Origin of the sequence: Aliiglaciecola lipolytica E3, assembly GCF_000314975.1 — a bacterium.
In the GTDB taxonomy this organism is placed as follows: domain Bacteria; phylum Pseudomonadota; class Gammaproteobacteria; order Enterobacterales; family Alteromonadaceae; genus Aliiglaciecola; species Aliiglaciecola lipolytica.
On the sequence record NZ_BAEN01000035.1, the window covers coordinates 14,982 to 28,853 of the forward strand.

Genomic DNA, 13,872 nt, shown 5'->3' on the forward strand with positions numbered 1-13,872 from the left:
TCCAACGGTTTTATTTGAGTCTATTCAAAATGATGATAAGACAACCTCAATTGAATCGCTAAACTGGTGTTTCGAAATTGTTAAAGCATAAGAGGTTAAACCAATGTCGTTGTTCAATCGCCAGCAAATTCAAACATCTAAAACAGATCTGAGGCAGCTAAAAGTAAGCAATGACACTATAGATACAGATTTACTTGCCTCAGACCAAGTTGTCTTAAAAATTGAATCATTTGGCTTCTCTGCAAATAACATTACCTATGCATTGTTTGGCGAAAAAATGGGATATTGGGGATTCTTCCCTGCTGAAGAGGGTTTTGGGATTATGCCAATTTGGGGCTTTGCGACGGTTGAGTATTCTAACCATCCATTGATAAGCATTGGTGAAAAGGTATTTGGATATCTACCTTTTGCTACCCATTTAGTCATTTCTGCTGGAAAGGTCACTCCCCACGATTTTTATGATATCAATGAGCAACGACACAGCATCTCCAGTGTGTACGATCAATATGTGCGTTGTAATGCAGATCCAGCGTATGACTCAGCTAAACAAGATTGGCAATTAAATTTTCGTCCTTTATTCATGACATCTTTCGTGCTTGATGATTTCGTGCGTGAAATTGCCACCAAATCAGTTAACACAATCATATTAACCAGTGCATCTAGTAAAACCGCCTACGGCACCGCTTTTCTATTAAGGCAGCATGCACAGAGAAGTGGTTTGAATTATCAGGTGGTAGGCTTAACATCAAATAAAAATAGGTCATTTACAAATCAAATTGGATGTTATGACCAAGTAGTTGGCTATCAAGATTTTGCGTCTTTAGATAAATCCGCAAACAGTATCGTGTTAGATTTTTCTGGGAATAAGCCACTTTTACTTGAGCTTCAGTCTCATTTTGCGAACAATTTAGAAAAGATGATTTATATCGGTGTGACTGATGTTGACTCCCAGGCCCAATCGTTTGCTGGAGAACTCAATGGTGAATTTTTCTTTGCTCCAACTCAAGTTAATAAACGCATAAAAGAGTGGGGAGGAAAAGGGTTTATGCAGCGCTATTCAGAAGCGTGGGGGACGTTTTCACAGCACATGAAACCATATTTACAAACCACCTATTTGCAAGGAATCGATGACATTAAACAAATTTATTTACAGGGAGTGGATGGTAATTTTTTAACTAATCAGATGTATGTTCTGAGATTTGATTAATGTTTTAGCGTGTTTCAGTTGACATATATTTCGCAACTATTAACGGAATTTCGTCAAAATTGACTAATTGATTTCCCTGTTCAAAAAATTGATTTAAATTGTCAGAATTGGGAAAACTGAAATAGTTGCCCGCGCGGAGATCCATACTTTGGGTTGTCACTGGTTCGCCGTTGGCAATGTAATTCACTGCCTCAACCATTGAGTTAATGCCTTGTGGGTATAAAGCCAATACATTAGACAAATACGACCTTTGGTAATCTACATCTACGCTGGTGGTTGCAATGATCTGGCCGGCATCGATTTTAGCCGAATCTATGTAATGTAAAGTCGTACCTATTTTCTGCTCTTTACGTAACATCGCCCAAAACGTTGCCATTACCCCTCGATAATCGGGTAACGTTCCGGAATGTAAGTTTATGATGCCAAACTCTGGTATACCAATCACAGGGTCTTTAAGAATTTGCCCGAAACGAATAGAGACAACAAGTTCAGGTTTTTGTGCGGCAATGGTTTGCTGACCTAGTGGACTGTTGATATCTGGAATATCACTGACGGTTATACCTGAACGATGTAGCTCAGCAAAAGATTTAAAGCGAGAAACATCACTCAGTGAATTAGTATTCGTGCTGGTTTCTAATAGTGGATAAACGATTTGATTAAACAGCGTTTGTTCTGCGAATTTTAATATTTTAAGTGGTTCCGGCAAGTTATCTAAGTTACCCACTTTGGCTGACAGAAATATGCGGTATTTGTGCTGAGGCAATTGTTGCAATAATAGGTTTATTGCCAAATTGCTGGCTAAATCGCGATTTGCAAGTATGGTAATACGCAAAGGTTATTTACTCCATCTAAGGTTTGTTCGCATCTTGCCGTTGTTCGTTATCTGACTGGTCATCTGTCGAATCGGAAGCAATGATTTTATCTCCAGGTTTTGATTCGGTTTTTTCAAATTTCATTTTGGCGCTCATTTTCAGCAATAAAATGTTGCCTACAACCAAACCAATAGCGATTAATAAACTTACGATAAGCCAAATATTCATTATCTCATGCCGTTTAATGTGTAGCGCTCAAAAAGTTCGTTGAGGTGCTCTAAAATAGCGGCTTTTCCCCCTATTTCAGTAGCGGCTAATTGTGTTGCAAGAATGTCTAGATCTAAATGTTCAATAATTCGCTTGGAAATGGGAGCATAACTTAAATGCCAAGCCTCTGGCGCAACGCCACCTGTATAGTTTTTGTATGGCCGATAGAAATCAAATTTGTCTGCGTTTTCGTCAAGCCAACAATGTAAATTATAGCAGGGTCCTGAGATATCATATTCTGAGCTTATTAATTGTAACGGTTGACCACTATTTTCAATGGCTCGTTTATCGAATACATCTAAATCTGTGCCCCAATGATGACGACTAGCGCCTGGTAACGCAGACCACAACATGATCGCATGAATTTTTTCTAATGCAGTAAATTGACTCGTATCCAATGGTTGACTATCAAAGTCGTTGATCGGTAAATCCCCGGACCATTTTTTTTGCCAGATATTTAATTGCCGGTCAAAGCTGCGAAAACTGCTAGCTAGTTGTATATCGATATTGTCTTTTTGCGCAGCTTGTTGCATGGATTCAAACGCTTCTTTGGCGTCTTTAACTAAGCCATGCTGTGGGCAAATATTGTGAATGTGTGAATCACTTAAGCCCATCCAGTTTTGTGCATCAATCATGTAAGTAATCGGCACAAAATATCATGATAAATGTCAGTTAGCGTCTCTAAATCCGCTGATTTAACACGCTCGTCGATTTTATGTATCGTGGCATTTACTGGCCCAAGTTCAATAACCTGTGCACCAGTGGGAGCGATAAATCTGCCATCTGACGTTCCTCCAGCGGTTGAAAGTTCGGTTTCGATGCCGGTTACGGATTTAATCGCTTGCTGTGTTGCTTCTACCAATGCACCTTGCTCAGTTAAAAACGGTTGTCCGTTAAAGGTCCACTTAATGTCATATTCCAGTCCGTGGCGGTCCAAAATCTCGTACACTCTTTCGATGAGTTGTTTATCAGTCACTTCAGTGGAAAAACGAAAGTTAAAACACACTTTCAATTCACCAGGTATAACGTTGCCTGCGCCCGTACCACCATTTATATTAGAAATCTGGAAACTGGTAGGAGGGAAATATCGATTACCATCATCCCAATGCGTTTTGGCTAATTCAGCAAGCGCAGGAGACGCTACATGAATTGGGTTTCTGGCTAAATGAGGGTAGGCCACATGACCTTGAACCCCCTTAACAATTAGATCACCCGTTAACGAACCACGACGACCATTTTTAACTACATCTCCCACTAGATTAGTACTAGAAGGTTCGCCAACCAAACACCAGTCCATTTTTTCATTACGTGCTTCGAGTGTGTCGATAACTTTTGTTGTACCGTTGATAAACGGACCTTCTTCGTCGCTCGTTATTAAAAATGCTATGCTGCCTTTATGAGTTGGATGGGCACTAACAAAACGATGAGTTGCAACTAGCATTGCAGCTAAGCTGCCTTTCATATCCGCAGCACCTCGGCCATGCAAATATTCACCAACTTGTGTCGCCTCAAACGGTGGCGTTTGCCACTTTTCAGCAGGTCCAGAAGGTACTACATCAGTATGCCCAGCAAAGCAAAATACCGGACCTTGATTACCTTTTCTCGCCCACATATTGGTAGTGTCATCAAAAACCATGGATTCTATGTCGAAACCAAGCGGAGCTAAAATGTCAGCCATCAATTTTTGGCATCCAGCATCTTCCGGGGTGACTGACTTACGATTGATGAGTTCTTTGGTGAGTGAAATAGGATTCATCATGAGTTAAAAATCACCTCATAATCAGCAGGCTTGAAGCCTAAAAAATATTGCTCATTGTGAATCAATACAGGACGTTTAATCATTGCAGGTGCCGACAACATTAATTCAATAGCGCTTTCACGATCTAAATTGTGCTTTTGTTCATCAGATAATTGCCTGAACGTTGTACCGCGCTGATTTAGTAATTTTTCCCAACCTAATTGCGATTCTGTTTTTTCGAGCCAATTGCGATCTAGTCCATCCACACGATAGTCATGGAAGGTATACTCAACTTGATTCTCATCTAACCACTTTTTGGCTTTTTTAATGGTGTCACAATTTTTAATACCAAATATTTGCGTCATAAAAAGGTTCTTGTTGTTAATTATTGAAAATAAACTGTTTGTTAGCAGTTTAAAAATATCGAAAATGGGCGTTAAAATAATACCGAAAAAATAATATCTTCGCAGGCAGTTACTTTTCTTCGGTTAACGATTAATCCTTTTACTTTATCACTATTAAGAAGGGTGACATAAAAAGTGGTGTCGTCCAAAGCAAGTTTTAATTTACGTAGATCAAAATCCAATATGACCTGTCCTTGTTTTATTTTCTGACCAACTTTTACTTTACGTTTGAATCCTTCGCCATTGAGTTTATGTCCATCCCAGCCACAGTGGATCTGTATTTTTAAACCATGCTTATCTTTTAAACGAATTCGATGTGCTGTTTCATTCAATTCCAACACAATAGCGTCAAAAGGTGCAACTATTTGGTAACCAACCGGGGTTATCTTTGCCCCCTCACCAAATAGTCGCTGTTGGAATAATTTGTTACCAGCTGAATCGAGTATATCAACTGCGCCACTTACCGGACTTAACACATCTATTTTTCGTTTGTATTCAGGCGGTTTTTGATCGTCTACTAATCCACTAAACAACTGCATTATAAAATGACTTTATAACCATCTTTTTCCAATGCGATTGCAGCAGAGTCAATATCTTTTTGTTTCACTAAAAAATAATCAGTTTCAAACGTGGATACAATAAATATACTAATTTTAGCTGCGGCCAGAACATTACCAATTTGTGCCATGATTCCCACCATGGATAAATCTAGTGGACCCAACACTTCCAACACGCGCCAATTATCGTCAGACTCTTCAGAGTCTAGTTGCACTGCTTGAGGCACAACTATAGAAAGCTCGTCATGGGTTTTACCAATAAAATACAAAGTAGCATTTAGGACCTGAGAAGGGATTTCAGCGTGAACAGGGAGGCTATGAATAGTAAATTTGTCAGGCAGTGCAGCTAACGTCTGTTTGGCCATTGGTATTCCTTTTAAATTGGCCTTTTATTTTGCTTTAGCTAAGCTGTAAGTCAAGTATTAGTGTATAAGATTTGAATCTTAAGGTTATCCACTGTTTCTGTGGATAACCTTGTTGAGGAAACTTTATATCTTAGTTAACTAACTGAAAACAATACCATAAATAGGGTTGGGTAGAAAACCACCAAGACAATATTTTAAACCATTTTCATTAAAAACCTAAAAGGACAATAATTATGTCAACATCTCCAGTGGGCTCAGTGGTTTGGACTGATTTGACCGTTAATAACGCGAGTGAAGTGAAAGATTTTTATCAACAAGTTGTAGGCTGGAAACCGAATCCTGTGAATATGGGGGATTACGATGATTTCACAATGCAGTTACCTGAAAATAATCAAGACGTGGTGGGAATTTGCCATGCTAAAGGTGAAAATGCAGGTTTACCGGCACAGTGGTTATTGTATTTTAAAGTTGCGGATCTCGACCAATCTATCGAGAATACCCATGCTCAAGGCGGTAAATTATTGTCTGCAATAAAGCATTATGGCGGGGTAAGCCGTTACGTTATTATTCAAGATCCTGCGGGCGCAGTATGCGCTTTGTTTGAAGATAACCAATAATCTGTAGATAACTATTGAAAACGATAATAGTTTAAAATCCGTTTTGTCTCTTGCAAATGAATGGATGATTGTTACATTACAATAAGCTCTATTTTAGGATATGGAAGTAAGTGCAAGTACTTGATTTATATGCGGGTCCTACCGCGCTAAAGGAAATTCAACAACATGGTATTAAACAACACATATTTGATTTCATGTTGGGCGCGTCTGGTGGACCCAAATGGTTCGTTTTAGCAGGGTTAGACAAATACGTTTTTTCAGAGTTTTTTGCCGAGCGTAAATCGCCACTACACATAATAGGGTCATCTGCAGGAGCATTTCGTTTTGCTTGTTTTGCGCAAAACGATCCGCTAGCGGCGATTAATCGACTTGCGCAGCGCTATTCAAATACAGTGTACAGCGATAAACCCACAGCAAAAGAAATCACGCTATCAGGTTTGGAGCTTTTAAATTATGTATTAGGGGACAGTGGTGTTGATGAAATCATTAACCACCCCATCATTAAAGCCCACTTTATTGTTGCGCGCTGTAAAGGATTGACACGTTTTGAGGCTAAACCTCTACAATTAACTGGATTGTTAGCTAGTGCAGGGGCAAACGCAGTGCAGCGGCGCTTTCTCCAGCGATTTTATGAGCGTTATGTTTTTGCATCGCCTAGCAGTGAATTACAAATAACCGATCCCAACAAGATGCCGACACATTTTGTGCCTTTATCTAAGCACAACTTGCCTCAAGCCTTGATGGCATCCGGCTCAATACCGTTAATTATCGAAGGCATGTCAAACATTAACGGCGCTCCGAAAGGAATGTACCGTGATGGTGGCATCATCGATTATCATTTTGATCTCACTTTAGGTCCGCAAAATGGGTTGGTATTTTATCCGCATTTTTATCCAAAGCCGATACCGGGGTGGTTTGATAAATCCTTGAAGCGGCGACTACCTCACAAAAGCAGTTACGATAAGGTGTTAATGGCCGTTCCATCTGCTGAATTTATTGCTTCGTTGCCCTATCAAAAAATTCCTGATAGAAAAGACTTTGAAACCATGCCAGCACAGCAACGAATTGAATATTGGCAATCAGTCATTAGGCAAAGCGATAGGCTAGGGGAGGCGTTTGCTGAACTTATCAACGATAATAATGTGGCAAATAAGGTTAAACCCATTGCATTTTAAGGCCTTATGACGAAAAATCGCGCACATGTGCTAACAAAGCTGAAAAACTCCTTGAAGATACACAAATCCATCGTTATTATACGCGCCGCTTGAGACATTCGTGTTAAGCATCCATTTACAGTGCGTCCGTAGCTCAGTTGGTTAGAGCACTACCTTGACATGGTAGGGGTCGGTAGTTCGAGTCTACTCGGACGCACCATTTTAAAAGGCATTCAGCCATAGTAAGTACTAACCTAATCATTTGTTAAGCTTTGTGTGTCGCACTGATGTCGCACTTGTTTTTTTTCTGTATATAGTAATATATTTATGTATGAGTTTAAGTGCTAGTGCAGTTAATTAGAGGTAAAAGTTTCCTGGAGTTCTATCGTTTCGCGTAAGGTGTCGTGAATTGGATTGAATTTAAAAATGATTTTTTCTGCTTCATCAAAATTTTTGAAAGCGTTCAATAGCGAGCTTGTAGAGGAAGCGGACATTAATAATTGAAAATAACATTGGCGCAATACGTCTTCTTTGCTGAATGAATTAGTTACATATTGCCCATCAAAAGTGTTGTTCAACAACACCAAACCTCCATGAGTTAAACTATTAAAAACTGTTTTGTTTTGTTCAAAAATATCAAATAGTTTATTTGGAAAACCATATTGGCCCATTCGGTTGTCAACTTCCTTGGCTAATCTACCTAAATTCATCTCTTTAGCTTTGCCTGTTTCGCCGAATTGTTTTTTTGCTGTCAACTTATCCTTTCTAATAAAATAATCTATCTGATAGTCTGTGGCGCATAGATTTAACCAAAGCCCTCTGCATAATAATTCGAAAGTGGGCCGCATGAGACAAGCCACCGCACCATTATGATTTGCAGTTGATAATTGAATAGAAGCGCTAGTGTTGTACAAAACCCTTAAAGAAAATTGCATAAGCAAAAGCTTTCTTTTGTCAGATGGATTAGCTTTTAGTCCTTCAATCGCATTTTTGCACGATTTGATAAACTTTTGGATTTCAAGTGATGAAAATATTATTTCTGGGTCGGGGCTATAGTTCTTCAATTTAACAGTCTCTTTGGCTTAATTCACCATACTTAAATAGCGGCCGGAATATTCATTGCTATTTACAAATTTCTTAGCTTCTTCATGATTCATAATGATTTGTTTTCTATTAAGGATAATATACAAACTATTCTGACCATAAAATGATAAACGACCAAATTAACTGGATGAACTTTGGTTATTCTATTTATTATTTGGTGCTTCTTCTATAGCTCCTGCTATAAATCTATCTACACATTTAGCCAGTGAAGAGAGTCTTGTTCCATCTCCATTTGGTGCATTAAAACTGTAAGGAATTTTACGTTTTTTACTTGTTAAATAAGGTTTGCCAGTTTCATTGTCGTACTCAATCACATATTCTGAGAAACTTAACGTCCCAGCGGGAGATTTTTTTAAATTCCCATTTTTAAATCTATCATAAACATGCAGCGCATTACCGTTTTCCAATTCATTTTCATAAACAACATGCCAACCTAGAGCCTCCAATTTATTTTTAAACTCAAAGTAAACTTCTTCAATATTTGAGTAAAATTTTACCTTCGTATTTTCCCAAGATTGCTCGCTGTTACGTAATTCATGATCAACAATTTCAATTTTATCGATTAGGAATACTTTTGCTCTGTTTGTTACAAGACATTTAGCTCGTACCTTTCCATCTTCAAGTATTTGTAACGGAAGAACTTGGCGCACCGAACCTGGCTTACTGCCACCATTATATTTAATGGTTAATACTTCATCGCACTCTATTGCGCCTTTTATATTTTCACTCACATCCATATCAATTCCATTTTATTTGTATTCGTTCAATGAAACTTCATTATGGAGGATATAATGAATTGATTAAAGTCCATACTTGTCGATCATTAATTGGTCTGGGTCTTTTTGCTCTAATTTCGCTTTAGCTCGACTCTCAGGCGTTAAACATAAGTCTGATGCCAATCCTCTTAATTGGGCGTGTAAAGACGCTGTGAAGCCGTCAGAATCACCTCTAAGCTTTGCCAAAAGAAAGCAATATTGTTCTAAAAGTGGCTTATCAGCCAATGTAATAAGCTTGTATTGAGTCATTGCCTTGTTCACTTCACCCCATATTTTACGATGTTCACCTTTAAGGTGTTTCGGGCAGTGGGGAAAGCTATAAGCCCCTTCAACACTGAGCTTGGGCGATTCTCTGTCTTTTCTGTGTGTACCTTCGAGTAACTTCTCAATTGCTGTTTTTGATTGTGTCATGTCCCATTCCTACATGTTTATGTCTCAAATTTTCAACTGACGGTGTGTAAATAAAACTGGGCGGCGGTACTGGTAAACTAGGACTCTAGTCCTTAAAATACCCCCGTACCCTATGCACCGAAGTGATACCTAATCCGTCTCTTGTTCTGTTGATTCTGTTTGTGCCTGGTCTTGCTGCATCCAACTTTGGCTGTATTGTTCACCACCTTCTCTCGGTGGCATGTTCTCTGCTGCTCTGCATTCATTTGGATTCATTACTCCGTTTCTAATGGCTATGTCATACACGCTGAACCTGTCTTCTGCTGTGGCTCTTAGCAGGTCTTTAGTTTCAAACTCGATGATGGTGTTAGCTCTGTTACTATCACTAATGAGGCGGCTTGCTAAACCTTCTTGTATATTGCTGAGCCATGGCCTAAGCGTCTGAGTAAGGAATGCTCGACTTGCCTCACTAAAGTTGCTGTATGTACTGTTGGTGTAGTCCATTAAGAAAATAGGACTTATCTTAAACATTCGGGCTACATCAGAGATGGTAAACAATCTAGATTCTAGCCATTGCGCATCGTTGTTTGCTAAGCCGATTTGATTCCACTTTAAGCCACCTTCCAGTAATAATGGTTTATTACTGTTTGCTGAGCCTTTGTACTTATCGAACATTTCAGATAGTGCTTTAAATTGATCATCAGTGAGTTTCCCGTCCGTTTCTAATACGCCTGAAACTCGCATACCATTCTTAAACTGGCTGGCTCCATGCTCTTGCTGAGCCAATCCTAGACCTATGCTTTCTCGGCAAACTTGAATAGGGCTTTTACCTAATATTCCATCATCTGAGTGGTAGCGAATATGCAATATTTCATCCTGTAGATACTTGAATTGCTTACCTTTAGCGTTCGTGTGTTTGTAACCAAGTCGCCCAGTAGAAAGTAACTCCACTTGTATTGATTCGGGATGCAGTAAATGTAATGCGCTAGGCTTGCCCGTACCATCGAATGTGATGTAAGCGTATCCGTTGCCGCGAAGTAAAACGGATCTTAGCAAACCCATTTTAAAGTCATAAGCAGTTTGGTAAGCGTTTGGCGCCTGATTCAATAAGCGTTCAACGTGGTGTCTACCTTGTCGCTGTTTACCTTCATCGGTTCGTCTGTAAACGTGGATTGGTAAGCTTGCCACCGATTCGGCAATGGTTGAAACTGCGCAATATACTGCGGGTAGGGTTTGGGCCACTTCACTGTTAACGTGTTTTCCGCTGGCAGTGGGTGAGCCTATGCCCAGTGATTTAAGCAATTCGTAGGTATCGGTTACCGGCTCGCTGCGCTTAAACATTTTTAGTAAGTTCATAATCTCATCATCTCCAATCTAGCAAGCATCAAGTCAATGTCATTTGATTTTTGCTTTTCTTGAAGTGAGCGCATGGCCACCTCAACATTTGTTGCTTGGTATGCTGGCATTCCCGTTATTGTAACTTCTAACAAGTTAGCGCTTGTCACTGTTCTAAGGGCTGGCGTTTGTTCAAAGTCCCACTGTGCGCCCTCAGGATTGACGGTAAAGCCAAAACTCATGCCGCTAATATCTTTGCGCTCGATACTCGTCATTAAGTCTCTGGCTGCTTGTATGTTTGGCGGGTCAATCTCAACAAGCAAACCCTGATCATCTTCTTTGATTTCCATGGTTCCTGCGGCCGTTCTGCCAAGTATTAATTTATGGTCATGTTCGACTAAAGCGCGAATATCGTTGGTTAAGCTGTTACCGAAAGCGCCTGCTTTAATGACTTCAACAAAACCACCTAAGTCTTGAGAGGGGGAGTTGTAAACAACAGGCCTCCCAATAATTTTTTTACCCTTAAGGCTTAGGTCTGCTGCTGCTCTGATTTCAATTTGATTCATATAAACCTCGATAAAAAAGGGGCTTGAAACGCCCCTAATTATTTATGCTGCTTTTGGTACTAAGAATTTGATTGCGTTTGAGTCAACCAATCCACCACCAACATATCGAGTTGTTAGCATCCTAACCCAGCCTGGCAATGTAATATTGTCGCGAATCATTCGTGTGCCGCTAGTGTGGTCAATAACGTAATAAGCTCGGGCTAAGTCGCCATAGCCTATTAAGTCGTCTGACATTTCTTCAGCGATAACGATGGGTTTGCCTAGTAGGGTGTCTGGTGCTCCCTCTGCGATTCCAGCTCTAAAAAGGTAATTGTCATCATTGTCTTTTAGCTTGCGAACCTTCTCTAACATTGCATCATTCATATAGAATTTTGCTGCCATTCGATAAGCGGTTCTTAATGTGTGAGATAAGGTAATTAAATCGTCTCCGTCAATCACTCCGGTTGTAGAGGACTCAATTTCCTGTAATTCGCCAAAAGTTCGGCTAGCGTCATTTGCGGAATCGCGCGTGTAACTTAAAAGACCTTTAGGCTTTTTGCTGCCGTCTCCGGTCCAAAAGGCTGCTTCTTCTTTCAGTCCGGTTTCGTCTGCTACCTCTGAACTTAACCAGCCCGAGACATCGAAGTCAGACCAATCTAGAAGTCCCTGTGTAGTCTTTGGGTAGGCGTATAAAGAATGTACCGCAATTTGAACTTTCTCTAATTGGCTGGTATTGGTTTCGTTGCGTGTGTCGCCTTCATCGGCCCATGTAGCACTTGTGCCGCCAACACTAACCAACTTTTCATACTTTTCAGTAGAGGTGGTTTTAGTCGTTGCGTTTTGGCGAAAAACTGAAGTTTCTTTTAAAACCTTTGTAATGTCTTTATCAATGGCCGGAATAACAGTGTAACCACCGTCAGCGTTCGTACCAGCACTTAGGCTTCGTTGATCACCTGTTTGAACAAAAGCTCTTAGTTCTTCATTGCTTGGCTTGTCGATTTTACTTTCTGGCGTTTCGCCCGTGATAAGTGAACGTTCGTTGTCTGCCAAAACTTCTTCACATTCAATTTTTTGATTTAGGTCGGTAATTTGCTTTTGCAGTTCTGCAAACTTGGTTGACTCATTATTAGTTAATGAGCGCTTTTCTGTTTCTGCAGTTGTAACGATTGCTTTCATCTGCTTGTGCAGTTCAGCTTTAGTGGAGCGTAGTTCTAGTAGTTTTTTCATAGTCTAGTATTCCAATTGATAAAAAATCGGGCAACTGACTAGGGAATAAGACAGAAAGGGAAAAAGATATTCAGAAACCCCTTTCAATCTGTACTCGCCTACGTCTCGCAGGTCTATACTAATGGAATCTTGGCTTTTAGAGCTATCCACGTTTAAAACTAGAAAGTTGCCCAAAACTGTTAAAAGTAGTGAGCAAATTCAATATAACCCATTTGAAAAGGTCTGTAAACCACTTAAGGTTATGATTTTAAAGGGTTTTGTGTGTGGTTGTGGCTTGGGGTATAGCGTTGTTTTTAGGGCATAAAAAAGCCGGAAATTAATCCGGCTGATTGACTGCTTTCTGATTTTAGTTACTCAATTCTTGTTCTTGAGCTGCTTTTACCCGAGCTTGGTACTCTTCCAAAGTATCAGCAAAAACTGGCTTTTCTTCGGTCAAAGCATCACCAGCGAGTTTAATATCATGCAACAAGTCTGATACCGCCCACATCGCCTTTTTAAAGTCGTCTTTAGTATTGCTATTATCCAGCTCTCTTAAGACTGTGGTTTTCATCATACTTAGTATGGCTAAGCTCTTGGCTACGTTCTTTTCCGCTGTATCTTGGAAGTTCAGTGTATTATTAGTGTAAATTCTTTGACGTCTTATCATTGGTATTGCTCCTTTTACATTCCGCTGGTTTGGGTTAATGAATCAGTTAGCGTTGAAGGTACACATTCGCTTATGTGATCAACGTCAGCAATTAGCTTTTTAGCATCATCTACTAAATCTCCAACGGTACAGGCAATTAAATCCATATCACCGTTTAGCAATTCTTGATCGCCTGTTTGATAGTGGGAAGACATCATCATTAAAATGCTATGTGCTTTACCTAATTTAATACTGGCTTTGTCTAAATTATTCATTTGGTTCTCCAATTTAAAGTTATGCAAGATCGTCATCTTGTTGTATATTGGTGCGCACCAGTAAGTTAAATATAGTATGGGTGCGCACCACAATGCAAGAAGAAAATAAAATTAATTCTCCAAGGACCGATAAGCGAACAACATCGACCAAGAAAAATATTCGGTTTGAAAATGATTTAGTTGAAAAGATCGATGCTGATAGAAAAGAACAGCCTTTCTCTGAATGGGTTAAAGATGCTTGTTGGAAGAAGCTTGGCAAGTAGCAATCTTTTGGCAATAGTCGTATTTGACTAAAACCTAGTCGTTTCTGACTATTCTTCTTAAGTTCACCATCTTGTGTACTTTTGTTCACTGTATTGTGAACTTTGTTTTTCGCGCTCGTTCCTTGAAAGCCTCTATTTAATGGTTTTTTGAATGAATTAAAACACTCTTTAAACCTGTATGTATGGCTTACTATTAAGGTCTCCAGAAACT

19 protein-coding genes and 1 tRNA gene are annotated in these 13,872 nt (G+C 39.6%); 4 read left to right on the top strand and 16 right to left on the bottom strand.

What is annotated here, in order from left to right:
• Window positions 1-103: 103 nt before the first annotated feature.
• The gene (locus tag GLIP_RS07190; protein ID WP_008843937.1) at window positions 104-1,207 is read left to right on the top strand and encodes a DUF2855 family protein; all 1,104 of its coding nucleotides are present in this window, start codon (window positions 104-106) and stop codon (window positions 1,205-1,207) included.
• Window positions 1,208-1,211: 4 nt separating this feature from the next.
• On the opposite strand, the gene GLIP_RS07195 is transcribed toward GLIP_RS07190, so the two are convergent.
• The 7 genes from GLIP_RS07195 to GLIP_RS07225 all read right to left on the bottom strand — a co-directional run bounded on the left by GLIP_RS07195 (window position 1,212) and on the right by GLIP_RS07225 (window position 5,350).
• On the bottom strand, window positions 1,212-2,039 hold the full coding sequence (locus GLIP_RS07195; RefSeq protein WP_008843938.1) for a formyl transferase: 828 nt from the start codon (window positions 2,037-2,039) through the stop codon (window positions 1,212-1,214).
• 16 nt (window positions 2,040-2,055) lie between these two features.
• Window positions 2,056-2,247 (bottom strand): DUF2897 family protein, encoded by a 192-nt coding sequence (locus GLIP_RS07200; protein ID WP_008843939.1) that lies wholly within the window; start codon window positions 2,245-2,247, stop codon window positions 2,056-2,058.
• Window positions 2,247-2,936 (bottom strand): M15 family metallopeptidase, encoded by a 690-nt coding sequence (locus tag GLIP_RS07205; protein WP_153886292.1) that lies wholly within the window; start codon window positions 2,934-2,936, stop codon window positions 2,247-2,249. Before GLIP_RS07205 ends, GLIP_RS07200 begins: the two co-directional genes overlap by 1 nt.
• Window positions 2,918-4,045, bottom strand: a complete 1,128-nt coding sequence (dapE, locus tag GLIP_RS07210; protein ID WP_008843941.1) for a succinyl-diaminopimelate desuccinylase — start codon at window positions 4,043-4,045, stop codon at window positions 2,918-2,920. The genes GLIP_RS07205 and dapE overlap by 19 nt, the downstream gene beginning before the upstream one ends.
• Window positions 4,042-4,389, bottom strand: a complete 348-nt coding sequence (locus GLIP_RS07215) for an ArsC family reductase (RefSeq protein WP_008843942.1) — start codon at window positions 4,387-4,389, stop codon at window positions 4,042-4,044. Before GLIP_RS07215 ends, dapE begins: the two co-directional genes overlap by 4 nt.
• A gap of 71 nt (window positions 4,390-4,460) precedes the next feature.
• Complete coding sequence (locus GLIP_RS07220; RefSeq protein WP_008843943.1) at window positions 4,461-4,967, bottom strand: PTS sugar transporter subunit IIA; 507 nt, start codon at window positions 4,965-4,967, stop codon at window positions 4,461-4,463.
• Entirely contained in the window at window positions 4,967-5,350 is a 384-nt protein-coding gene (locus tag GLIP_RS07225; RefSeq protein ID WP_008843944.1) for an ACT domain-containing protein, read from the bottom strand. Before GLIP_RS07225 ends, GLIP_RS07220 begins: the two co-directional genes overlap by 1 nt.
• A 233-nt stretch (window positions 5,351-5,583) precedes the next feature.
• Here GLIP_RS07225 and GLIP_RS07230 point away from each other — a divergent pair, with 233 nt between their 5' ends.
• The 3 genes from GLIP_RS07230 (at window position 5,584) to GLIP_RS07240 (ending at window position 7,341) form a co-directional block, all read left to right on the top strand.
• A complete protein-coding gene (locus tag GLIP_RS07230; protein ID WP_008843945.1) occupies window positions 5,584-5,967 on the top strand; it encodes a VOC family protein in 384 nt (127 codons plus the stop codon).
• 110 nt (window positions 5,968-6,077) lie between these two features.
• Window positions 6,078-7,142 (top strand): patatin-like phospholipase family protein, encoded by a 1,065-nt coding sequence (locus GLIP_RS07235; protein ID WP_008843946.1) that lies wholly within the window; start codon window positions 6,078-6,080, stop codon window positions 7,140-7,142.
• A 122-nt stretch (window positions 7,143-7,264) separates the two neighbouring features.
• Window positions 7,265-7,341, top strand: a tRNA-Val gene (locus tag GLIP_RS07240).
• Between the two features lie 133 nt (window positions 7,342-7,474).
• Here the strand turns inward: GLIP_RS07240 and GLIP_RS07245 are convergent.
• The 9 genes from GLIP_RS07245 to GLIP_RS21890 form a co-directional block, all read right to left on the bottom strand.
• A complete protein-coding gene (locus GLIP_RS07245) occupies window positions 7,475-8,185 on the bottom strand; it encodes a DUF6988 family protein (protein ID WP_040522286.1) in 711 nt (236 codons plus the stop codon).
• Between the two features lie 183 nt (window positions 8,186-8,368).
• Complete coding sequence (locus GLIP_RS07250) at window positions 8,369-8,962, bottom strand: hypothetical protein (protein ID WP_008843949.1); 594 nt, start codon at window positions 8,960-8,962, stop codon at window positions 8,369-8,371.
• A gap of 63 nt (window positions 8,963-9,025) precedes the next feature.
• Complete coding sequence (locus tag GLIP_RS07255; RefSeq protein WP_008843950.1) at window positions 9,026-9,412, bottom strand: hypothetical protein; 387 nt, start codon at window positions 9,410-9,412, stop codon at window positions 9,026-9,028.
• Window positions 9,413-9,541: 129 nt separating this feature from the next.
• The gene (locus tag GLIP_RS07260) at window positions 9,542-10,747 is read right to left on the bottom strand and encodes a phage portal protein (RefSeq protein WP_008843951.1); all 1,206 of its coding nucleotides are present in this window, start codon (window positions 10,745-10,747) and stop codon (window positions 9,542-9,544) included.
• The gene (locus GLIP_RS07265; protein WP_008843952.1) at window positions 10,744-11,292 is read right to left on the bottom strand and encodes an HK97 family phage prohead protease; all 549 of its coding nucleotides are present in this window, start codon (window positions 11,290-11,292) and stop codon (window positions 10,744-10,746) included. The genes GLIP_RS07260 and GLIP_RS07265 overlap by 4 nt, the downstream gene beginning before the upstream one ends.
• Window positions 11,293-11,334: 42 nt before the next feature.
• Entirely contained in the window at window positions 11,335-12,498 is a 1,164-nt protein-coding gene (locus tag GLIP_RS07270) for a phage major capsid protein (RefSeq protein ID WP_008843953.1), read from the bottom strand.
• A gap of 346 nt (window positions 12,499-12,844) precedes the next feature.
• The gene (locus GLIP_RS07280; protein ID WP_008843955.1) at window positions 12,845-13,144 is read right to left on the bottom strand and encodes a hypothetical protein; all 300 of its coding nucleotides are present in this window, start codon (window positions 13,142-13,144) and stop codon (window positions 12,845-12,847) included.
• A 14-nt stretch (window positions 13,145-13,158) separates the two neighbouring features.
• On the bottom strand, window positions 13,159-13,398 hold the full coding sequence (locus GLIP_RS07285) for a hypothetical protein (protein WP_008843956.1): 240 nt from the start codon (window positions 13,396-13,398) through the stop codon (window positions 13,159-13,161).
• A gap of 19 nt (window positions 13,399-13,417) precedes the next feature.
• Window positions 13,418-13,750 carry a hypothetical protein gene (locus GLIP_RS21890; RefSeq protein ID WP_153886293.1) on the bottom strand — a complete coding sequence of 111 codons (333 nt, stop codon included), beginning with the start codon at window positions 13,748-13,750 and terminating at the stop codon, window positions 13,418-13,420.
• Window positions 13,751-13,872: the final 122 nt, after the last annotated feature.

Coding starts and splice junctions, on each gene's coding strand:
- GLIP_RS07190 (WP_008843937.1), top strand. CDS start 104: ATGTCGTTGTTCAATCGCCAGCAAATTCAAACATCTAAAACAGATCTG.
- GLIP_RS07200 (WP_008843939.1), bottom strand. CDS start 2,247: ATGAATATTTGGCTTATCGTAAGTTTATTAATCGCTATTGGTTTGGTT.
- dapE (WP_008843941.1), bottom strand. CDS start 4,045: ATGATGAATCCTATTTCACTCACCAAAGAACTCATCAATCGTAAGTCA.
- GLIP_RS07215 (WP_008843942.1), bottom strand. CDS start 4,389: ATGACGCAAATATTTGGTATTAAAAATTGTGACACCATTAAAAAAGCC.
- GLIP_RS07220 (WP_008843943.1), bottom strand. CDS start 4,967: ATGCAGTTGTTTAGTGGATTAGTAGACGATCAAAAACCGCCTGAATAC.
- GLIP_RS07225 (WP_008843944.1), bottom strand. CDS start 5,350: ATGGCCAAACAGACGTTAGCTGCACTGCCTGACAAATTTACTATTCAT.
- GLIP_RS07230 (WP_008843945.1), top strand. CDS start 5,584: ATGTCAACATCTCCAGTGGGCTCAGTGGTTTGGACTGATTTGACCGTT.
- GLIP_RS07250 (WP_008843949.1), bottom strand. CDS start 8,962: ATGGATGTGAGTGAAAATATAAAAGGCGCAATAGAGTGCGATGAAGTA.
- GLIP_RS07255 (WP_008843950.1), bottom strand. CDS start 9,412: ATGACACAATCAAAAACAGCAATTGAGAAGTTACTCGAAGGTACACAC.
- GLIP_RS07260 (WP_008843951.1), bottom strand. CDS start 10,747: ATGAACTTACTAAAAATGTTTAAGCGCAGCGAGCCGGTAACCGATACC.
- GLIP_RS07265 (WP_008843952.1), bottom strand. CDS start 11,292: ATGAATCAAATTGAAATCAGAGCAGCAGCAGACCTAAGCCTTAAGGGT.
- GLIP_RS07270 (WP_008843953.1), bottom strand. CDS start 12,498: ATGAAAAAACTACTAGAACTACGCTCCACTAAAGCTGAACTGCACAAG.
- GLIP_RS07280 (WP_008843955.1), bottom strand. CDS start 13,144: ATGATAAGACGTCAAAGAATTTACACTAATAATACACTGAACTTCCAA.
- GLIP_RS07285 (WP_008843956.1), bottom strand. CDS start 13,398: ATGAATAATTTAGACAAAGCCAGTATTAAATTAGGTAAAGCACATAGC.